16 protein-coding genes are annotated in these 21,358 nt (G+C 64.0%); 9 read left to right on the top strand and 7 right to left on the bottom strand.

Annotated features, from left to right (window positions below):
• Positions 1-67: 67 nt before the first annotated feature.
• Both hrpA and pdxR read right to left on the bottom strand, forming a co-directional pair.
• Positions 68-4,003, bottom strand: a complete 3,936-nt coding sequence (gene hrpA, locus ACX17K_RS19985; RefSeq protein WP_493776132.1) for an ATP-dependent RNA helicase HrpA — start codon at positions 4,001-4,003, stop codon at positions 68-70.
• A gap of 67 nt (positions 4,004-4,070) precedes the next feature.
• Positions 4,071-5,504: a MocR-like pyridoxine biosynthesis transcription factor PdxR gene (gene pdxR / locus ACX17K_RS19980; protein ID WP_493776131.1), complete on the bottom strand. Its 1,434-nt coding sequence runs from the start codon at positions 5,502-5,504 to the stop codon at positions 4,071-4,073.
• A 95-nt stretch (positions 5,505-5,599) separates the two neighbouring features.
• On the opposite strand from pdxR, the gene ACX17K_RS19975 reads away from it, so the two are divergent.
• Both ACX17K_RS19975 and ACX17K_RS19970 read left to right on the top strand, forming a co-directional pair.
• Positions 5,600-6,448: an isocitrate lyase/PEP mutase family protein gene (locus tag ACX17K_RS19975; protein WP_493776130.1), complete on the top strand. Its 849-nt coding sequence runs from the start codon at positions 5,600-5,602 to the stop codon at positions 6,446-6,448.
• Between the two features lie 39 nt (positions 6,449-6,487).
• Positions 6,488-6,952: a carboxymuconolactone decarboxylase family protein gene (locus ACX17K_RS19970; RefSeq protein WP_493776129.1), complete on the top strand. Its 465-nt coding sequence runs from the start codon at positions 6,488-6,490 to the stop codon at positions 6,950-6,952.
• A gap of 215 nt (positions 6,953-7,167) precedes the next feature.
• Here ACX17K_RS19970 and ACX17K_RS19965 read toward each other — a convergent pair whose 3' ends face one another.
• Together ACX17K_RS19965 and ACX17K_RS19960 are read right to left on the bottom strand one after the other, a co-directional pair.
• Positions 7,168-8,673 (bottom strand): methyl-accepting chemotaxis protein, encoded by a 1,506-nt coding sequence (locus tag ACX17K_RS19965; RefSeq protein WP_493776128.1) that lies wholly within the window; start codon positions 8,671-8,673, stop codon positions 7,168-7,170.
• A 132-nt stretch (positions 8,674-8,805) separates the two neighbouring features.
• On the bottom strand, positions 8,806-9,588 hold the full coding sequence (locus tag ACX17K_RS19960) for a DeoR/GlpR family DNA-binding transcription regulator (protein WP_343481586.1): 783 nt from the start codon (positions 9,586-9,588) through the stop codon (positions 8,806-8,808).
• Positions 9,589-9,743: 155 nt separating this feature from the next.
• Between ACX17K_RS19960 and ACX17K_RS19955 the strand changes: the two genes are divergently transcribed.
• Together ACX17K_RS19955 and ACX17K_RS19950 are read left to right on the top strand one after the other, a co-directional pair.
• Positions 9,744-10,523 carry a Cof-type HAD-IIB family hydrolase gene (locus tag ACX17K_RS19955; protein ID WP_493776127.1) on the top strand — a complete coding sequence of 260 codons (780 nt, stop codon included), beginning with the start codon at positions 9,744-9,746 and terminating at the stop codon, positions 10,521-10,523.
• Positions 10,524-10,843: 320 nt separating this feature from the next.
• A complete protein-coding gene (locus ACX17K_RS19950) occupies positions 10,844-11,608 on the top strand; it encodes a hypothetical protein (protein ID WP_493776126.1) in 765 nt (254 codons plus the stop codon).
• A gap of 117 nt (positions 11,609-11,725) precedes the next feature.
• Here the strand turns inward: ACX17K_RS19950 and pta are convergent, their stop codons facing one another.
• Together pta and ACX17K_RS19940 are read right to left on the bottom strand one after the other, a co-directional pair.
• The gene (gene pta / locus ACX17K_RS19945) at positions 11,726-13,807 is read right to left on the bottom strand and encodes a phosphate acetyltransferase (RefSeq protein ID WP_493776125.1); all 2,082 of its coding nucleotides are present in this window, start codon (positions 13,805-13,807) and stop codon (positions 11,726-11,728) included.
• A gap of 15 nt (positions 13,808-13,822) precedes the next feature.
• A complete protein-coding gene (locus tag ACX17K_RS19940) occupies positions 13,823-15,016 on the bottom strand; it encodes an acetate kinase (RefSeq protein ID WP_493776124.1) in 1,194 nt (397 codons plus the stop codon).
• 622 nt (positions 15,017-15,638) lie between these two features.
• Here ACX17K_RS19940 and ACX17K_RS19935 point away from each other — a divergent pair.
• The 5 genes from ACX17K_RS19935 (at position 15,639) to ACX17K_RS19915 (ending at position 21,034) form a co-directional block, all read left to right on the top strand.
• Positions 15,639-16,748 carry an aromatic ring-hydroxylating oxygenase subunit alpha gene (locus ACX17K_RS19935; protein ID WP_493776123.1) on the top strand — a complete coding sequence of 370 codons (1,110 nt, stop codon included), beginning with the start codon at positions 15,639-15,641 and terminating at the stop codon, positions 16,746-16,748.
• A gap of 76 nt (positions 16,749-16,824) precedes the next feature.
• A complete protein-coding gene (locus ACX17K_RS19930) occupies positions 16,825-17,349 on the top strand; it encodes a hypothetical protein (protein WP_493776122.1) in 525 nt (174 codons plus the stop codon).
• A gap of 96 nt (positions 17,350-17,445) precedes the next feature.
• Entirely contained in the window at positions 17,446-18,258 is an 813-nt protein-coding gene (locus ACX17K_RS19925) for a DMT family transporter (protein ID WP_493776224.1), read from the top strand.
• 47 nt (positions 18,259-18,305) lie between these two features.
• A complete protein-coding gene (locus ACX17K_RS19920; RefSeq protein WP_021478352.1) occupies positions 18,306-18,662 on the top strand; it encodes a SpoIIAA family protein in 357 nt (118 codons plus the stop codon).
• Positions 18,663-18,721: 59 nt separating this feature from the next.
• A complete protein-coding gene (locus ACX17K_RS19915; protein WP_493776121.1) occupies positions 18,722-21,034 on the top strand; it encodes a Tex family protein in 2,313 nt (770 codons plus the stop codon).
• 138 nt (positions 21,035-21,172) lie between these two features.
• On the opposite strand, the gene ACX17K_RS19910 is transcribed toward ACX17K_RS19915, so the two are convergent.
• On the bottom strand, positions 21,173-21,358 hold a 186-nt coding region (locus ACX17K_RS19910; protein ID WP_493776120.1), incomplete at its 5' end, for a hypothetical protein.

Genomic DNA, 21,358 nt, shown 5'->3' with positions numbered 1-21,358 from the left:
GTCGCTTGCGACGTGAAAATTCACAGCATGATAATTCAATGTCATTGCAAGCTGTACTCAATCTCGACTATCGCGGCAACTCGTTCCAGACTTTTTGCAGCCGCTTGACCGAAACCGGGTACGGCGTTTTCAACTCCTGGGCGAACAGGCTGACGCGCAATTCCTCCAGCATCCAGCGGAAATCCAGCACCGCCGGCGCCGGCTCGCCCTGTTCCTGCTGTTCCGCCACGCGCTGTTCCCACTGTTGCCACAGCTCGCGGATTTCCGCGCCGCGCTGGCCGTCCCGCTGCGGATTGGCCGGCTGTTTGTCCATCCGCATGCTCATCGCCTTCATGTAGCGCGGCAGCTGGGGCAGCTGGCTCCACGGCGTGGCGGCCAGGAAGCCCTTGTAGACCAGCTTATCCATTTGTTGTTTTAGCTCATGGCCCAGCTTGTGCTTCTGCATTTTATTGCCCAGCGGAACATATTCGGCGGCGATCTGCTGCAGGTATTGCGCCACCGCCTGGATCACCGCCGGCAAGCGGGTGCGGGCGCGGTTCTTCTGGTCATTGAAGGCTTTTTCATTGCGCGGCAGCGCGTCCTCGCCGATGAAGGCGCGGTCGCAGATGGCGGCGATGGCGTCGGCGAGCAGATCGTCGGCGTTGGCCACCGCGCGCAGTTGCAGGCCGATTTGCGTCATGCCCGGCAGGCCTTTGCCCAGCTGCTTCATCTGCTCTTTCAATTGCAGCTGCAGCAGCTTCACCACGCCCTGGCGGTGATGTTTTTCCGCCACGGCCTGGGTGTCGAACAGGCGGATGGCGACGCGATCCTCCTCCAGTGTCAGCGCCGGATAGCCGGTCAGCTGCTGGCGGCCGCGGGCGAACTGTATGCTTTCCGGCAGCTCGCCGAAGTCCCAGGTCTTGACGTCATCGCGCTCGAACTCGGCGCTGGTGTCGCGGAAGGTCAGCTGCGCCGCCTGGCCGAACTGTTTCTGCAGCGCGGCCAGGTCGCGGCCCATGCCGATTTCCTGTTTGCCGTCGTCGATCACGCGGAAATTGAACAGCATGTGCTCCGGCAATTCCTGCTTGTTGAACTCGTCGATGTCCACCTTGACGCCGCCGGTCTCGCGCAGGATGAAGCGCGCCAGTTGCGGCGCGATCGGCTGCTGCAGGTCCGGATTGGTCAGCAGGAAGCGGGTGATGAAATCCGGCACCGGCACGCAGCAGCGGCGGATCTGCTTGGGCAGGCCCTTGATCAGCTGCTGCAGCTTGTCGCGGATCATGCCGGGCACCAGCCATTCGAACGGTCCCGGCTGCAGGCGGTTCAGGATGGCCAGCGGCACGTCGATGGTGACGCCGTCCAGCGGGTGTTTCGGCTCGAAGCGGTAGCGCAGCCTCAGCTTGCCGTCGTCCAGGTCCAGCCATTCCGGGAACTGGTTTTCGGTCACGTGCTGGGCGGCGTGGCGCATCAGCTCGTCGCGGGTCAGGTGCAAGAGCTTGGGCTCGGTTTTTTCCGCCTCCTTGCGCCAGGCCTCGAAGCTGGCGGCGTCCACTACCTCGGCCGGGATGCGTTCGCTGTAGAAGGCGTACAGCGCTTCCTCGTCCACCAGCACGTCCTGGCGGCGCGCCTTGTGCTCCAGTTGCTCCACCTCGCGGATCAACTGCTGGTTGCGTTGGAAGAAGGGCGCGTTGCTGACGTATTCCATATTCACCAGCGCGCCGCGGATGAACAGCTCGCGCGCTTCTTCCGGCGCGATGCGGCCGTAGCTGACGGCTCGGCGCGGGATCAGCGTCAGGCTGTACAGCGTGACGCGCTCGCTGGCCACCACTTCGCCGCGGCTCTTTTCCCAATGCGGTTCGAAGTAGTGGTACTTCACCAGATGCGGCGCCAGCTTTTCCACCCACTCCGGCTCGATCTTGGCCACGCAGCGGGCGTAGAGGCGGGTGGTTTCCACCAGCTCGGCCGCCACCAGCCACTTGGGCTTGGCTTTCTTCAGGCCGGAGCCGGGGAAGACGTGGAAGGCGACGCCGCGCGCGCCCTGGTAGTCGTCGCCTTCCTGGTTTTTCATGCCGATATTGCCGATCAGGCCGGTCACCAGCGCCTTGTGCAGGTTTTCATAGGCGACGGCGTCCACTTGCTGGCGTTTCTTGACCGACATCTGCGCGTCCGGCTGTTCGGCGTCGGCATGGGCTTCGTCGCGGGTGATCAGGCCCAGCTCGCTGGCGATTTCGGCCAACTGCGCGTGCAGCTCGCGCCACTCGCGCATCCGCATATACGACAGGAAGTGGTCGTGGCAGGCGTTGACCAGCTGGCGGTTGGTCTTCTTGTTCTTCAGCGCGTCGGCGAAGAAGTCCCACAGGTGCAGGAAGGACAGGAAGTCCGACTTTTCGTCATTGAAGCGCGCCTGGGCTTTTTCGGCGGCATCGCGGGCTTCGAACGGCCGCTCGCGCGGGTCCTGTATCGACAGCGCGGCGGCGATGATCAGCACTTCGCGCGCGCAGTGGAAGTCGCGGCCGGCGAGCAGCAGGCGGCCCACTTTCGGGTCCACCGGGATGCGCGCCAGCTCCTTGCCCACCGGAGTGAGCTCGCCCAGCTCATTGACGGCGCCCAGCTCGGTCAACACCTGGTAGCCGTCGGCCACCAGGCGGCTGGACGGCGCCTCCAGGAAGGGGAATTCGTCCACCTTGCCCAGCCGCAGCGCCGCCATGCGCAGGATCACCGCCGCCAGATTGGAGCGGACGATTTCCGGGTCGGTGAAGGCCGGGCGGGCGTTGAAGTCGTCCTCGGCGTACAGGCGCACGCAAATGCCGGACTCGACGCGGCCGCAACGGCCGGCGCGCTGGCGGGCGGCGGCCTGCGACACTTTTTCCACCTGCAGCTGCTCGACCTTGGCGCGCGGGCTGTAGCGGTTGATGCGCGCCAGGCCGGTGTCGATCACGTATTTGATGCCGGGAACGGTCAGCGAAGTCTCGGCCACGTTGGTTGCCAGCACGATGCGGCGGCCGCCGGACGGCTTGAAGATCTTCTGCTGGTCCTCATTGGACAGCCGGGCGAACAGCGGCAGGATCTCGTAGCCGCGGATGCCGGACTTGCGCAGTTTTTCCGCGGTTTCGCGGATTTCGCGCTCGCCGGGCAGGAAGACCAGCATGTCGCCGGGCCCTTGGCGCGACAGCTCGTCGGCCGCGTCGACGATGGCGTCCTCCATCTCCATCTCGCGCTCGTCCTCGTCGCGCTGTTTCAGCGGCCGGTAACGCACTTCCACCGGGTAAGTGCGGCCGGACACCTCGATCACCGGCGCGCCGTCGAAGTGCTTGGAGAAGCGGTCGGCGTCGATGGTGGCGGAGGTGATGATGATCTTCAGGTCTGGCCGGCGCGGCAGCAGCTGTTTCAGGTAGCCGAGCAGAAAGTCGATGTTCAGGCTGCGCTCGTGCGCCTCATCGATGATGATGGTGTCGTACGCTTCCAGGTAACGGTCGGTCTGCGTCTCCGCCAGCATGATGCCGTCGGTCATCAGCTTGATCACCGACTTTTCCGACAGCTTGTCGGTGAAGCGCACCTTGAAGCCGACGTGTTCGCCCAGCTGCGAACCCAGCTCTTGCGCGATCCGCGTCGCCACCGAGCGCGCGGCCAGCCGGCGCGGCTGGGTGTGGCCGATCAGGCCGAACACGCCGCGGCCCAGCTCCAGGCAGATCTTGGGCAACTGGGTGGTTTTGCCGGAGCCGGTCTCGCCGCAGATGATCACCACCTGGTTCTTGTCGATCGCGCTCTTGATGTCGGGGAGCTTCTGGTTGACCGGCAGCGCGTCGTCGAACTGGGGTTTGGGCAGATGCGCGCGGCGCGCGTCGGCGCGGCTGCGCGAGCGTTCCACCTGGCCGGCGATGTCAGCCAGCAGCTTGTCGGCGGGCTGGTTCTTCTTCAGCCGGTCGCCAGCGTCGGCGAGCTTGCGGCGCAGGATGTGGCGGTCGCGGATCAGGCAGGAGGACAGGGCGGATTTCAGGTCGGCGAGGCTGGCGGCAGGTGTCATCGGCTAAAGAACGGAGGATTGCGTAAACCGCGGATTATAACAGAGCGGACCTCAAACGCCGGGGCGCTTATTTCGGCTGCGGGCGGTCCAGCGCCTCCCGCAGCCGCCGCGTCAGTTCGGGCGAGCGCTCGGCCGGCACGTTGGCGAAGCCCAGCAGCAGCGCCGGCGGTTGGCCGCCTTCCAGGCTGAAGGCGGACAGCGGCTGGCCCGCCAATCCGCTGGCGCTCAGGCGCGCCGCCGCGGCGCGGTCGTCTTCGCCGTCGGGCAGCCAGGCGGTCAATTGCAGGCCGACGGCTTGGCCATCCAATCGCAGCCGCGCGCCGCATTCGGCTTGCAAGGCGGCTGCCAGCGCGGCGCGGCGCTGGGCGTAGAGCGCGCGCATCCGCTTGATGTGGCGGGCGAAGTGGCCCTGATCCAGGAAGTCGGCGGTTGTCGCCTGATCCAGGATGGACGGCGCGGGGGAGAGCAGATTGCAGGCCTCGGCGAAACGCGCCGCCTCGGCGGGCGGCGCCACCAGATAACCCAGACGCAGACCGGGAAACAGGGTCTTGCTGAAGCTGCCGATGTAGAGCGCCCGGCCGGAGCGGTCCAGGCTGCTGAGCGCGGGAAGCGGCGGGCCGTCGTAGCGGAATTCGCCGTCGTAGTCGTCCTCGACGATCCAGGCTTGTTGCCGCTCGGCCCAGGCCAGCAGCTCCAGCCGGCGCGGCAGCGACAGCGTGACGCCCAGCGGCGCATGGTGCGACGGCGTGCAGTAGGCCATCCGCGCGCTGGGTTCGCGTCGGATGGCCTCGTCCACTTGTAATCCATCGCTATCCACCGGCGCAGGCGCAAGCCTGGCGCCGGCCAGCCTCAGCGCGCCGCTGGCGCGGAAGTAGCCGGGATCTTCCATCCAGACCGGGTCGCCGGGACGCAGCAGGGTATGCACCGCCAACCCCAGCGCGGCCTGGAAGCCGCTGGTGATGAATATCTGATCTGCGGAGCAATGGATGCCGCGGAACAGGGCCAGATGGCGGGCGATGGCCTCGCGCAGCGGCGGATAGCCTGCGGGGTCGGGATAATTCAGCCGCGCCAGCGACAAGGCCCTGGCGCGGCGGCCGGCAAGCCGCGCCCACAGCTTGCGCGGGAAGGCGTCCAGCGCGGGCAGCCCTAGCTGGAAGGGCAGCGGCGGGGCGGGCTCGGGCGAGTTGGCCAGGACAGGCTTCGGACCGGCGGCCGAGGGGGGCGATGGATCGGGGCGGCGCGCCTCCAACAAGGGGTGGACCACCGTGCCGGCGGCGGCGCGGCTGAGCAAAAAGCCTTCCGCCAGCAATTGGCCGTAGGCCTGGTCGACGGTGCCGCGCGAGATGCCGAGGTCGGCGGCCAGCACCCGCGTGGCCGGCAGGCGGGCGCCCGGCGGCAGCTGGCCGGCCAGGATGGCCTCGCGGATGCGCAGATAGAGCTGGCGATGCAGCGGCGACGCGTGGCCGCGCAGCAGTTCGAACTGGAAGGCAGCGGGAATCATGGCCTATTGGTTTTGACGAGTTTTGGCACTCATCATTGTGCCATGGCGACAGTATCTTGTCGGGAAGCCAAAACGCCGACCGACAAGGAATGACGATGAATCATCAAGACGCCGCATCCCGCGCCCAGGCGTTCCGCCGCCTGCATCAAGGCCCGCGGCCGCTGCTGCTGCCCAATGTCTGGGACGCCTTGAGCGCCCGCGTGTTCGAACAGGCCGGCTTTCCCGCCTTGGCCACCAGCAGCGCCGCCGTGGCGTGGTCGCTTGGCTACCGCGACGGCGGCGAACTGCCGCGCGAGGAGCTGCTGGCCGCCGTCTCCCGCATCGCCAGGGTGCTGAAGGCGCCGCTGAGCGTGGACCTGGAAGACGGTTTCGGCGATACGCCGGACAAGGTGGCGGACACCGTCGCCGCGGTGATCCGCGCCGGCGCGGCCGGCATTAATTTGGAAGATGGCCGCTATGACGCCGCAGGCCGCTTCTCGCTGCGCGGCGCGGACGAGATGCGCGAGCGTCTGCAGGCCGCGCGCGCCGCCGCGGATGCGCTGGACGTCCCCATCTTCATTAATGCCCGCAGCGATCTGTTCCTGCATGGCGAGGGTCCGGCTGAAGCCCGTTTCGACGAGACGCTGGCGCGGGCGCGGCTGTATCTGGGCAGCGGGGCCGACGGCGTCTTTCCCATCGGTCTGTCCGATCCCGCGCTGCTGGCGAAGCTGTGCGCGGCGGTGCCGGCGCCGGTCAATGCCGCCGCGATGCCCGGTTTGCCCGGCCTGGCCGAGCTTTCCGCGCTGGGCGTGGCGCGCGTCAGCACCGCCATCGGCCCGGCGCTGGTGGCGATGCAAGCCTTGGGCCGGACAGCGGCGGCGCTGCGGGACGCGGGCGACCTGTCGGCGTTGAGCACTTCGCTTTCTTATGCAGACGCCCAGATGCTGTTCGCGCCGCGCGGATAAAGACAACTGTCACTCAAGATTTTTACAGGAGCCTTGAATATGTCCCGTTTCATCGATTACCCGACGCTCGCGCCGCAAGGCTACCAGGCCCAGGCGGGGCTGGAGCGCTACATCCGTGGCTGCGGCCTCGACCACGCCTTGCTCGAGCTGGTGAAGACCCGCGTGTCGCAGCTGAACGGCTGCGCCTTCTGCATCGACATGCATACCAAGGACGCGCGCGCCGCAGGCGAGACCGAGCAGCGCTTGTACCTGCTGTCGGCCTGGCGCGAAGCGCCGTGCTACACCGAACGCGAGCGTGCCGCGCTGGCCTGGGCCGAGGCGCTGACGCGGGTGGCGTCGGGGCATCCGGAAGAAGCGTTGCGTACCGAGCTGGCGCGGCACTTCGACGACAAGGAAGCCGTCGATCTGACCTGGGCCATCGTCGCGATCAACGGCTGGAACCGCGTGTCCATCGGCTGCAGCACGCCGGCGGGAGGGTATCAGCCGGGCCAGTACGCGCTCTAAAGCCCGTCTGTCCGGAGTTAAAGAGGCCTGCGCCATCGGCGGCGCAGGCCTTTTCCGCGTCAGAACGCGTAGCTCAGGCCCACGCCCCGCCGAGTTGGAAGCGGGTGCCGCCCAGGCTGGTGGCGGCGCGCCAGCGTGGCGCCTCCGGCAGCATGAAATCCCAGCCCGCGCCTAGTCCGCCTTGGATCGTAAACAGGCGCTGAGCCGAGCCCGTCTCAGCGCCAGGCGGGTTCGGGCCTGGCGTCGGCCGAAGGCGTCTCCTGCCGGCTCACCGCCTGGTGCAGCTTGTCCATTTGCTCGTCGAGCCGGCGCACCGCTTCGGCGATATTGTGGGTTTCGCCGGACAGGCTGCGGCTGGACTCGCCGACGGCGACGATGTCGCCGGCGAACTGCGAGAAGCCCTGGTTCTGGCTGGCTTCGGCCTGGGACACCTGCTGCAGCAGGCCGGCCAGCTCGCCGGCGCCGTCTATGATGCCGGACAGCTTGAGTTGGGCTTCCTTGGCGTGCCCGCGTCCCGCCTGCATCTGCTGGTTGCCGTCGCGCATCGCCACCAGCGCCTCATTGGTGCCGTCGACGATCACCCGGATCTTGCTTTCGATGTCCTTGGTGGCGTTCTGGGTGCGCTCGGCCAGTTTTCTCACCTCGTCCGCCACCACGGCGAAGCCGCGGCCGGTTTCGCCGGCGCGCGCCGCCTCGATCGCGGCGTTCAGCGCCAGCAGATTGGTCTGGTCGGCGATGTCACGTATCAGCTGCACGATGCCGCTGACTTCGGCGCTACGCTGGCCCAAGTCTTCCAGCCGGTTCGAGGCGTGGCCTATCACTTCGCCGGCGCGGCCAAGCTGCTCCACCGCCTGGTTCATCGCCTTGCCGCCCTCGCGCGCGGCTTCGCCGGAGTTTTGCGCCAGCAGCGTGGCGGTGGTTGATTGTTCGGCGTTCTGGCTGGTGACCACCGCCATCTGCTGGGCGACGACGACCATGTCTTCGGAACGTTCGCGTTGCTCGGCCATGGTGCGCGCCATGCTGCCGGTGCTGTCGGCGATCTGGCGGCTGGCGCCGGAGGCGTCGCGGATCGAGTGGCCGATCTGCTCCATCATCCGCGCCAGCGCTTCGCCGGCGCGCTCGGCTTCGGCGCGCGCGGTTTCCAGCTTCTCGAAGCTCTTGCTCTTGGCCTTGTCGAAGGCCAGCGCCAGCACCAGCACCACCAGCGACAGGCCGGCCAGCGACTTGGCCTGCAGCTTGGGCAGCTCCTCATGCGGCAGCGGGCTCTTGGGCAGCGCGTCGATGCCGGACAGCCACATGATGACGCCGACGGCGGCCAGCGACATCGCCAGCCAGAACATGCCGGAGCGGCGGGTGGCGATGAAGACGGCGGTGAACGGGATGGCGGCGAACCACATCAGGCTGGTGGACAGGATGCCGCCATTGACGAACACCATCCAGCACACCATCGCGTACATGCAGCTGGTGATGAATTCGGCGGTGGCGCGCACCGCGCCGCTGAGCCGCAGCAATAGCGGGCCGCATAGCAGGCCCAATCCGCCCAGCGCGATGCCCTCGGCCATCGGATAGTGGCCCAGCATCAGGTATTCGACGGCGAACAGCGGCGCCATCAGGCCGGCCAGCAGGCCGACGCCGACCACGGTGCGCGCGCGTATCGCCTGTTCCGGAATCTGCCGGACGTGGTCCGGGATGAACCATTCGGTGATGGCCTGTATCGACATGGATTCCCCTCCAAAGGATGTTCCGTTTGCAAAAGCACGCTGATTTGTAATGGTTTTATCGAGGACGCGCGCCGTGCAGAACTTTAAAACAAATGTTTGATTGGAGGCAATATGCCGATGGGCTGGCTGGCGTCAGCCGGCGATCAGCAAAGGCGCGCCGCCCGCTTCCAGGTGGGCGCGGCGGATGGGGTCGGCGTCGGGTTCGATGATCAGGGTGCCGATGTCGGACAGCGGGGCGACGATGAAGGGCGAGGCGGTGTCCAGCTTCTCGTTGGTGACGGCCAGCACGGTGTGGCCGCATTGCTCGACCAGATGGCGCTTGAATGCGGCTTCGTCGGCCATCACCGTGCCCACGCCCAGTTCGCCGTCCACCGAGCACGTGCCGAGAAAGCAGATGTCCGGCCGCATCGTGTCCAGCATCCGGGTGGCGGTGGTGCCCAGCGCGTCGCCGCTCTGATGATTGAGGCTGCCGCCCAGCACCAGCACCGACAGCTGTTTCTGGCCGAACAGCGCGGCGGCGATCGGGATGGAATTGGTGGCCACCGTCAGCGGCAGCTGTTCCGGCAGCGCGCGGGCGATTTCCAGATTGGTGGTGCCGCCGTCCAGAAACACGAATTGGCCGGGCTTGAGCAGCCGCACCGCCGCCGCGGCCAGTCTGGCCTTGCGCTCGGTGTTCTCGTGGCGGCGTTGCAGGAAGCCGTGGCGATTCGGCGTCAGCGCGATGGCGCCGCCGTACACGCGTTGGCAGGCGCCGTCCGCCGCCAGTTCACGCAGGTCGCGGCGTATCGAGTCCTCGGACACGCCGAGCGATGCCGCCAGCTCGCCGGCGTAAACCCGGCCGTGCAGCCGCAGCTGCTCGCGGATGTATTGATGGCGGCCGGAGGGCTGGCTGGCGCTTGCGCGTTCTTTGGACATGGCGGAGTTGAAGTCAGACGGAATGGCGGAAGTGTTGCACGATCGTGCAGGCCCAGTCAAAGAAATGGCAGGATTTACGCGGAATCGTGCATGATTATTTGCCTGTTTTTGCGTGATCGTGCACAATTCAGCGATGCGAACACGGAGATTCCGATATGCGACTGATTGTTTCCGATCTGGACGGCACCCTGCTGGACAAGGATTCTAGGCTGGCCGACGAGACGCGCGCCGCTTTGCAGGCGGCGGTGGAACGCGGCATCGCCCTGGCCGTCGCCACTGGCCGGCACGAGCGCCAGGTGCGGAAACTGTGGCCGCGGGATCTGCCGTCGGTGCCGGTGATCAGCGCCAACGGCGCGCGCATTCACCTGGCGGACGGCGAGCTTCTCTATCAAAGCCGGTTGTCGCCGGCCTTGCTGGCCAGGCTGCTGCGGCCGGAGCTGATCCGGGAAACCGAGCTGGGCGTCTACCGCGACGACTGCATCATGGCCTACCACAGCAAGCGCGAGTTCAGCCATTACACCGGTGAGGTGACGGAAATCGAGGACCTGGCGGGTTTCAAGGCCGACGACGTGTCCAAGGTGATCTTCTGCGGCGCGCCGGCGCAGCTGAAGGAGGTGGAGGCCGACATCGCCCGCGAGCTGGGCGACGAAGTGTCCATGACCTATTCCCACATCTGTTATCTGGAAGTGATGGCGCCCGGCGTGCACAAGGGCAGCGCGCTGCGCCGCCTGCTTGATCACCTGGACATCGCGGCGGAAGACTGCGCCGCCTTCGGCGACAATCTCAACGACGCGGAAATGCTGGCGCTGGCCGGCCTGCCGCACGTGATGGCCAACGCGCATCCGGAGCTGAAGCGCCGCTTGCCGGACGCGCCGGTGATCGGCGACCACGATCAGGCCGGCGTGGCGCGGCAGTTGAGAGCCCTATTGGAATAGAGGCGTGTGACTCCTTTATATCAATTAGGCTGGTATCTTGGGTTTGTTCACGGATTTGGAAATTGCTCAATGAAAATACTAATTAAAATTTCTAAAAGTTAAATGTGGAAAATAGGGAGTGATCCGAGCGATGTGTCTTGGATGACTGTTTGATGATGATGGGCTATGTTGAACTTTTGAGTGGCGCTGCTGGCAGTGCTCAATGTTATGGGTCATCTGATTTGCTGTTTGTTGACGGTGATCCTTAAGGTCGGTAGTGTGTGCTTAAATGGTGCGAAAATTTCTTCATGTATAAATTAATCTATATTGAGGATTAAATCATGAATGTTATCGTAATCATTTTTCTAAGCCTATTCTCTTTGTCTTCGATGGCCGCTGAAGTCAAGTTTGGTTTTTTTGAATCTCCATCGCAACGAGTGGAGAAGTTCAAGTCGTCTTTTCCTGTTGGTTCTCGCTTTTCTGAAGCAATGTCTATTGGCAGTATGAATATACCTTTGCCCGCTGGTGAATGGGTGTTTGTTGCGGCATCTGCTGATATTCCCGTTCTGAATGATTTATCCAAAGATAGTAAATCTGAATCAGTGCCTCATGGGCGAGTGATGCTGGTTTCGGCTGATATAATTGGAGAGAATCGGCCAAGGAAATTATTGATTTTGAGAATGCCTTTGGGAGGCTTTAAGAACAGAACCTGGTTGGCATCGGTTCCTAATTTATGTAATCCTGACTGGGGTGGGAAAAGTATAATTGATAGGGAGCTTCTAAGTCTGGATCAAAGGTCTCTTGATTGTAGGGCTATTAGTTATGCCAAGATTTTTTCATGGAATGATTTCTTGGTGAACAGCGGAAAAGTTGGCTTGAAGTATTTAGGCGGCAGCTATGGTGGAAGGGATAATTACCTTTTGTCAATGATTTTGCTGAGCAAGAATAATTCGGTTTTTTATGCTGAATATGCGGAGCTTGTTGATGATGGCGAGTATGGGGATGTGTCGACATTCATCAAGCAGCATGATGGCGAAATTGTTGGGTTCAGATCGACTGCGCTTATTTTGAATAGCAAATTCAAGAATGCGTTTGATGCAATGTGATCTTGTCGTTTTATGGTTTGCTGAAGGATTGTTTTGCTGACGGTTGTTGTCTTGATTCAGAAAATGCCGCGCACCTGTAAAGGTACGCGGCATTTTTTTGCGTGATCAAGTTTTAGATCAATTCGCCGGCGTCTGCTCCGCCTGAAGTGCGGTCAGGGCGATGGTGTAGACGATGTCGTCCACCAGCGCGCCGCGGGACAGATCGTTGACCGGCTTGCGCAGGCCTTGCAGCATCGGACCCACCGACACCACGTTGGCGGAGCGCTGCACCGCCTTGTAGGTGGTGTTGCCGGTGTTCAGGTCCGGGAACACGAACACGGTGGCGCGGCCGGCGACCTGGCTGTCCGGGGCCTTCTGGCGGCCGACGGACTCCACCGAGGCGGCGTCGTACTGCATCGGGCCGTCGATCAGCAGGTCAGGGCGTTTTTCCTGGGCGATGCGGGTGGCTTCGCGCACCTTCTCCACGTCGGTGCCGCTGCCGGACGAGCCGGTGGAGTAGGAGATCATCGCCACGCGCGGGGTGATGCCGAAGGCCACTGCCGAGTCGGCGGACTGGATGGCGATGTCGGCCAGCTGTTCGGCGGTCGGGTCCGGATTCACCGCGCAGTCGCCGTACACGTAGACTTGTTCCGGCATCAGCATGAAGAAGACGGACGAAACGATGCTGGAGCCCGGAGCGGTCTTGATCAGCTGCAGCGCCGGACGGATGGTGTTGGCGGTGGTGTGCACGGCGCCGGAAACCAGGCCGTCCACTTCGTTCATCGCCAGCATCATGGTGCCCAGCACCACGGTGTCTTCCAGCTGGGCTAGCGCCATCGGCTCGTTCAGGCCCTTGCCCTTGCGCAGCTCGACCATCGGTCCCACGTACTGGCCGCGGATTTCGTTCGGATCCAGGATCTCGACCGATGCCGGCAGCGACACGCCCTGGGTTTCGGCCACTTGCAGGATCTCGGCGCGGTTGCCCAGCAGCACGCAGCGGGCGATGCCTTTTTCCTGGCAGATGGCGGCGGCCTGGATGGTGCGCGGCTCGTTGCCTTCCGGCAGCACGATGCGCTTGTTGGCTTTGCGGGCCTTTTCCATCAGCTGGAAGCGGAAGGCCGGCGGCGGCAGGCGGATTTCGCGCGGCTCGCCGACGCTTTGCTTCAGCGTGGACACGTCCAGGAATTCGGCGACGTGCTCGATCACCTTTTCCATCCGCTCCAGGTCGTCGGACGGCACCTGGTGGCTCATCGCGTTCAGCGCGCTGGCGGTTTCCATCGAGTTCAGCGAGGTGGCCAGCACCGGCAGGCCGCCGGTGAAGGCTTGCTGGCACAGCTGCTGGATGCGCGGATCGGGCTCGGAGTCGCAGGTCAGCAGCAGGCCGGCCAGCGGCACGCCGTTCATCGCGGCCATCGAGGTGGCCATCACCACGTCTTCGCGCTCGCCCGGGGTGATGATCAGCGCGCCCGGCTTCAGCAGGTTGACGATGTTCGGCGCGGTGCGGGCGGCCACCACCATATTGCGCACGCGGCGGTTGGCCTGCTGGCCGGCGTGCACCACATTGGCGTTCAGATAGCGGGCCACATCCTGGGTGCGCGGCGCCAGCAGTTCCTGCTGGTACGGGATCACGCCCAGCAGCGGCAGGCCGGCTTTCTTCAGATTGCCGGACTCCTGCACTTCGCGCGCCAGCTCGGCGCGGTCGGCGCCGGGCAGCACGTGGTTGAGGATGTAGCCGGACACGGTTTGCGCGCCGAAGGCCTGGATGTTCATTTCCAGCTGTTCGGCGATTTCGGTCGCGTTCAGCGCCTTGACCGAGCTCACCAGAATGGTCTGGGCCTGCAGGTTGCGGGCGATCTTGGTGTTGAGGAAGGTGGAGAACACCTGCTTCTGGTCGGGCACCAGGCCTTCCACGATCACCACGTCCACGTTTTGCGAGGCTTGCTGGAACAGGCTCACCACCTCTTCCATCAACTGGTCAACCTGGCCTTGCGACAGCAGGTGCTCGACGCGGTCCATGCTGATCGGCTGCGGCGGGTTCAGGCGGCAGATGGCCTGGGCGAAGTGGGTGGAGCGCTCGGCTTCGCCGTCCTTGGTGTCCTGGGCGATGGGCTTGACGAAGCCGACGCGCAGGCCGGCCTGCTCCAGCGAGCGGATCGCGCCCAGCGTGACCGAGGTCAGGCCGGCGTTGAAGCCGGTGGGGGCAAGAAAGAATGTCTGCATGATCGCTTGCCTTCCTTACTTGGCCAGACCGGCCAGTTCGGCGGTGTCCATGGCGATCATCAGTTCTTCGTTGGTGTTGATCACCAGCGCCGGCACGGAATCGGCGGCGGTGATGCGGCCGGCGTTGCCGCGGATGCACGCTTCGTTGGCGGCGACGTCCAGTTTCAGGCCCAGGAAGCCCAGCTGGTTGATCACTTCGGCGCGCAGGAAGGACGAGTTCTCGCCGATGCCGCCGGTGAACACCACGGCGTCCAGGCGGCCCGCGCCCACGCTCATCGAGGCCACGTACTTGGCCAGGCGGTAGGCGAACACTTCCAGCGCTCGCTTGGCGCCTTCGTGGCCCTTGGCGGCGGCTTCTTCCAGTTCGCGGCAGTCGTTGGACAGCTCGGACAGGCCCAACAGGCCCGATTCCTTGTTCAGCATATTGGTGATGGACGTGATGTCCATGCCGCGCTCGGTGGCCAGGTAGCCGAACACGCTGGGGTCGATGTCGCCGGAGCGGGTGCCCATCACCAGGCCTTCCAGCGGGGTCAGGCCCATCGAGGTGTCGGCGCACTTGCCGTTGCGGATGGCGGAGATGGACGCGCCGTTGCCCAGGTGGGCGATCACCAGGCTGGTTTCATCGGCCGGCTTGCCCAGCATCTTGGCGGCTTCTTCGGCCACGAAGCGGTAGCTGGTGCCGTGCATGCCGTAGCGGCGCAGGCTGTTTTCGCGGTACAGCTTCATCGGCACCGCGTACAGGTAGGCCTTCTCCGGCATGGTCTGGTGGAAGGAGGTGTCGAACACGGCCACTTGCGGCAGGCTCGGGAATTCCTTGATCGCGGTGCGGATGCCCAGGATGTGCGCCGGGTTGTGCAGCGGCGCCAGCTTGATGCAGCGCTCGATTTCGTCGATGGCGTTTTCGTCCAGCAGCGCGGATTGCTTGAAGTGCTCGCCGCCGTGCACCACGCGGTGGCCGATGGCCTTCACGCTGTCCAGCAGCGACACTTGCTGCAGTTTCTCGATGATGGCGTGCATGGCCGCGGCGTGGTCCGGGGCCGACAGCTGGGCGGTCTGCTTGCCGCCGTCGTGCTTGAAGGTGATGCAGGCGTCGGCCAGGCCCAGCTTCTCGGCCAGGCCGGTCATGACCGCTTCATGGGTGGCGCTGTCGATCAGCGCGAATTTCAGGGAGGAGCTGCCGCAATTGATGACGAGGATGCTGGAATTCATAGCTTTGAACATGTAATTTGAAAAAAAAGGATGAAATCGGTGAAATAATCCACTGCGATGCGCTTGCAGCCAATTTGCTGCCGGAGCGGAGGCGGCGGCCGGTGGGCCGCGCGGCCGGTTTCCTTACCGTGTGGTAGCGCATGGCGGGCGGTTTAGCCAGCCTGTTGTTGCGCCCGGGCATCCCGGGGCGGATCGATCCATCCGCTTCGCCATATCAAGGCTTTAGCTTGGCCGGGCGGCAGGTCGGCAAGCGGCCGGGCCTGGCGGAGGCGAAAATCAGACAGTCGATGTGGCAACAAAGTCGGGGCTAGTATATCACTATAAATTAACGGCTTCTAATGTTGCGGCGCACGAAAATTGGCAAGTCTTTGATTTTAATTAACCGCCATGCAGATTGTTTGCCGCTGAAGGGGGGGAGAGGCATATCCCTCGACAAGTCCGTGTCTGAACAGAATTGTCACAAAGAATTAACGCTTGCCCCGGGGGAGGGGGGAGGGCATAATTCCGCCCTCGTAAGACAGGGTTCCCCTTGTTTTGATTGATTGTTTTTGATAGTCCCGCAAACTCGTCCCGAGCGAGATTCGGCTGGTCTTATATCTTCTTCCACGGAGGTGTGGGAATAATGTCTGATCTGGCTTCTGCTCAACTGCTTCAAGCATCCGCAGCCCAGCTACCCGTTTATACCTATTTCGATCCCGCGTTCTACGCCAAGGAGCAGGAACTGCTGTTCGCAGACGCTCCGCAGTACTATGGCCATGAGCTGATGGCGCCCAATCCCGGCGACTATCACACGCTGGAGTGGCTGGGCCACGGCAAGATGCTCAAGAACGTGGACGGCGAGATCAAGCTGATCTCCAACGTCTGCCGCCATCGCCAAGCCGTCATCTATAAAGGCCGCGGCAATGGCAATCACATCGTCTGCAATCTGCACGGCTGGACCTACGACGCCGGCGGCAAGCTGGTGGGCGCGCCGCATTTTCCGGAAACGCCATGCCTGAATCTGGGCCAGACCGAGCTGGCCCGCTGGAACGGCCTGCTGTTCGACGCGCGCCGCAATGTGGCTGCAGATCTGGAAACGCTGGGCGTCGCCAAGCACATGACCTTCGACGGTTATGCTTTCCACTCGATGCACAGCACCGATTACGACTTCAACTGGAAAACCTTCATTGAGGTGTATTCGGAGGACTACCACGTTGATCCCTTCCATCCGGGCCTCGGCAATTTCGTTGATTGCGGCGACCTGAAATGGGAGTGGGGCGACAGCTACCACGTGCAGACCGTGGGCGTGAAGAACCGCCTGGCGCGCGCCGGCTCCAGGGTGTACGGCAAGTGGCACGAGGAAGTGCGCCGCCGCTACGAGGAGCAGCAACCCGAGTTCGGCGCCATCTGGCTGACCTACTACCCCAACATCATGGTGGAGTGGTATCCGCACGTGCTGGTGGTCAGCGTGGTGATTCCGCGCGGTCCGGAGAAGTGCACGGTGATCACCGAGTTCTACTACCCGGAAGACGTGGTGTGGTTCGAGCCGGAGTTCATCGAGGCCGAGCAGGCCGCCTACTTCGAAACCGCCAAGGAGGACGACGAGATCTGCATCCGCATGCACGAAGGCCGCAAGGCGCTGTGGATGGTCGGCGTCAACGAGGTGGGCCCGTACCAGTCCCCGACCGAGGAAGGCATGCTGCACTTCCACGAGTATTATCGACGCCTGATGGGGGCGGCATTGGCTGGCTGAATAGGCAAGTTAAATGCCATAATGCAGGGGCGCGGGATATTCCGCGCCTTTTTTTATCCTTCCATCGGCCAAGATCATGTCCGCAATTTTCCGCATGCTGGTGCTGGGCGCGCTGCTGGCCAGCCCGCTCGCGCTGGCGGCTACTTACGCCGATCCGGTGAGCAAGGCGCGCTTCACGCTGCCACCTGGCTGGAAGGTGCGCGCCAGCGTCGCCAATCGGATCCGGGTGTTGAAGGTGATTCCGCCCAAGGCCGACCAGCGCGAGCGCGCCGCTATCGAGGTGCAGATCGGCGTGCGCAAGCCGGGACGCAGCGATACGCTGCCGCGATTGGCGGCGATGTTCCGCCAGGAGGATGGCGACCGCGAGGCGGCCAACTTCGTCCGCGTCAATCAGAAGACGGGCCGCCTGATCACCGAGTATCGCGATGGCCGCTTCGTGTCCAACCGGCTGTGGATCGTGCGCCATAATCTGCATGTGATCCAGTTGGTGGACAAGAATCGGCTGCTGGAGGCGCGCTGCACCGCCAACGCGTCGGAGTTCAAGACCTATCGCCGGCAGATGGAGTCGATTTGTCTGAGTGTGGCTTTGGCCAAGAAATAAGAGTATGCAATCGCGGCCCGAGGGCCGCTTGGCAGGGAAGGCAAGAAAGTGCTTGTGCGTGGCAGGTTGGCGGGTTTCCGCCTGGGTTCCGGCTGGATGGTGGTGGCCGCAGTGTTCTTTGCCCTGATGGGCTTGTTCGTCAAACTGGGCGCTGAGCATTTCTCGTCGACGGAGCTGGTGTTCTGGCGCACCTTGATCGGCGTGCTGACGCTGGGCGGCGCGGCCTTGTGGCGGCGGGAGCGTTTCGCCACGCCCTTGCTGCGCTACCACCTGCAGCGCGGCCTGATCGGCTACAGCTCGCTGCTGATGTCGTTTTACGCCATCGCTCACCTGCCGTTGGCGACGGCGTCGACGTTGACCTACACCTCGCCGATGTTTCTGGCCTTGCTGTCCGTCGCGCTGTTGCGCGAGCGGCTGCCGGCGCAGGCGCTGGGCGGGCTGGCGCTGGGCTTCGTCGGCGTGGTGTTGCTGCTGAAGCCGACCTTGTCCGGCGACGTCTGGTTCGCGGGTCTGCTGGGGCTGGCTTCCGGTTTTCTGGCCGGCTGGTCCTATCTGCATGTGCGGGAACTGGGGCGGCAGGGCGAGGCTGAATGGCGGGTGGTGTTCTATTTCGCGCTGATTTCCACCGTCGGCGGCCTGTTGCTGATGTGTTTCGAGCGCTGGCACCCGGTGACGCTGGACACCGTGGGCCTGCTGCTGGGCGTCGGCGCCACCGCCACGCTGGCGCAACTGGCGATGACCCGCGCCTACAAGGTGGGGCGCAAGCTGACCGCGGCCAATCTGTCCTATCTGACCGTGGTGTTTTCCTGCCTGCTGGGCGCGCTGGTGTGGGGCGATGCGCTGACGGCGGATTCGTTGCTGGCGATGGGCTTGATCGTGGTCAGCGGCATGTTGGCTGGGCGGCGCTAGAATACAGTCAAAGCGCTTGCGACAATCAAACAGGAGTGGAGAAGCAAATGATCTCGATCCGTGAGCAGGATTATGGCCTGGACGTGGCCTTGTTCAACGAGTTCACGCTGGCTGATTTCCAGCTGCTGGAGCAGGCCTTGCTCAAGCGGCTGGAGGAGCGCGACAAACCGGACATGTTGCTGGACCTGACCGAACTGAAAGACTTCACGCTGGACATGGCGATGGAGGAGGTGCGCTTCATGCGCGCGCATGAGGAGAAGCTGGGCCGCGTCGCCATCGTCGTCGGCGACGTATGGATACGCTTGGCCACCCACATCGCCGGCCTGCTGTCCCATACTCATGTCCAGTATTTCGACCTGATAGAAGAAGCGCAGGCCTGGCTGGCGCGTCCGGTCGCGGCTTGATTTTGCGGCGGATGGCGGTACAGTAGCGGTTTTTGTTCGACGCGAAAGAATAAAAGCCGATGCTGAAAAGCCTTTCCAGCCGCCTGGCGGCTGAGCTTGCCGTCCGCGAATCCCAGGTGGCGTCCACCATCGAACTGATCGACGGCGGCGCCACCGTTCCCTTCATCGCCCGTTACCGCAAGGAAGTCACCGGCGGTCTGGACGATACCCAACTGCGCATGCTGGCCGAGCGTCTGGTCTATCTGCGCGAGATGGACGAGCGCCGCGACAGCATCCTCAAGAGCATCGCCGAGCAAGGCAAGCTCACCCCGGAACTGGAAGCGGCGCTCTACGCCAGCGACAACAAGACCACGCTGGAAGACCTGTATCTCCCCTACAAGCCCAAGCGCCGCACCAAGGCGCAGATCGCCCGCGAAGCCGGCCTGGAGCCGCTGGCCGACAGCCTGTTGGCCGATCCGTCGCAAGACCCGAACGCGCTGGCCGAAACCTATATCAATGCCGAAGCCGGCATCGCCGACGCCAAGGCGGCGTTGGACGGCGCGCGCGCCATCCTGATCGAGCGCTTCGCCGAGGACGCGGAGCTGCTGGGCCAGTTGCGCGAAAAGCTGTGGAACGAGGGCGAGCTGGCCGCCGCCGTGGTGGCGGGCAAGGAGAACGAGGGCGCCAAGTTCTCCGACTACTTCGACCATCGCGAACATATCAAGGCGATGCCGTCGCACCGGGCGCTGGCGCTCTTGCGCGGCCGCAACGAAGGCGTGCTGAGCGTCGCGCTGAAATACCAGCCGGACGAGACGCCGATCACCGAGCGTTCGGCTTATGAACAACTGATCGCCGCCCGCTTCGGCGTCAAGGATGCCGGCCGCGCCGCCGACAAATGGCTGCTGGATGGCGTGCGCCTGTGCTGGCGCGCCAAGATCTTCCTGTCGCTGGAGCTGGAACTGGTGTCGAGGCTGAAGGACGCCGCCGACGGCGAGGCGATCAAGGTTTTCGCCGCCAACCTGCATGACTTGCTGCTGGCCGCGCCGGCCGGCCGTCGCGCGACGCTGGGCCTGGACCCGGGCCTGCGCACCGGCTGCAAGGTGGCCGTGGTCGACGATACCGGCAAGGTGCTGGATACCACCGCCATCTATCCGCATGAGCCGCGCCGCGAATGGGACAAGTCCATCGCCATCCTCGGCGCGCTGTGCGTGCGCCACAAGGTGGACCTGATTTCCATCGGCAACGGCACCGCCAGCCGCGAAACCGACAAGCTGGCCCAGGACCTGATCAAGGCCTTCCCGCAATTGGGCATGACCAAGATCGTGGTGTCGGAAGCCGGCGCGTCGGTGTATTCGGCGTCCGAGCTGGCGGCCAGGGAATTCCCGGACATGGACGTGTCGCTGCGCGGCGCGGTGTCCATCGCCCGCCGCCTGCAAGATCCGCTGGCCGAGCTGGTGAAGATCGACCCGAAGTCCATCGGCGTCGGCCAGTACCAGCATGACGTCAATCAGAGCCAGCTGGCGCGCGCGCTGGACGGCGTGGTGGAGGATTGCGTGAATGCGGTGGGCGTCGACGTGAATACCGCCTCGGTGCCGCTGCTGACCCGCATCTCCGGCCTTAACGCCACGTTGGCGTCAAATATCGTTTCCTATCGCGACCAGAACGGCGCCTTCCGCACCCGCAAGGAACTGCTGAAAGTGCCGCGCCTGGGCGACAAGACCTTCGAGCAGGCAGCCGGCTTCCTGCGCATCGCGGGCGGCGACAACCCGCTGGACGCGTCGTCGGTGCACCCGGAGGCCTATCCGGTGGTGGAGAAGATCGTGGCCAAGGCCGGTCGCGAGGTGAAAACGCTGATCGGCGATTCCGCCTTCCTGAAGTCGGTTCGCGCCACCGATTACACCGACGAGCGCTTCGGCCTGCCAACGGTGATGGATATCCTCAAGGAACTGGACAAGCCGGGCCGCGACCCGCGTCCGGAATTCAAGACCGCCACCTTCCAGGACGGCGTCGAGGACATCAAGCACCTGCAGCCGGGCATGGTGCTGGAGGGGGTAGTCACCAACGTCGCCAACTTCGGCGCTTTCGTCGACATCGGCGTGCACCAGGATGGCCTGGTCCACATCTCGGCGCTGTCCAATAAGTTCATCGACGATCCGCGCAAGGTGGTCAAGGCCGGGGATGTGGTCAAGGTGAAAGTGCTGGAGGTGGATGTGGCGCGCAAGCGCATCGCGTTGACGATGCGGCTGGATGACGAGATCGGCTCCGGCAATAGCCGCGGCGGCCGCAACGACAGCCGCGCTGACAACCGTCCGCGCCAGCAGCGCGGCCAGTCTTCCGCGCCGCAGGGCGATACCGCGATGGCCGCGGCCTTCGCCAAGCTGCGCAAGAACTGAGTTTGACTATATAGATGTGTTTGAACAGGCCGGCGGGAACGCCGGCCTGTTTGTTTTGCGGTGCTCCAGCGCGGCGGAAGCGGGCAGGCATGCGCTTTTTTACAGGCAGGTTCAAATACCCTTTGTTCATATCTTCTGTCAGATCATGGGCTTGTCTGCGGCTGGGTGGTTTGGAGATGAATTTTCCTGCTTTTTCTCGCAAAAGGTGTTGACGGGTGTGGGGCCCGGGCGTATAGTTCGCCTCCTCAGCTGACGCAGCGAACGAAACAGCGGAAACGAAACGGTTCCGGTGAAGACGACGCAGCGGATGGCACTGCTCTTTAA

The sequence above is a fragment of the Chromobacterium sp. INPA-IVC genome, assembly GCF_059047085.1.
The sequence above is the reverse complement of the archived record's forward strand: the minus strand, read 5'-3'. Positions and strand labels throughout refer to the sequence as shown.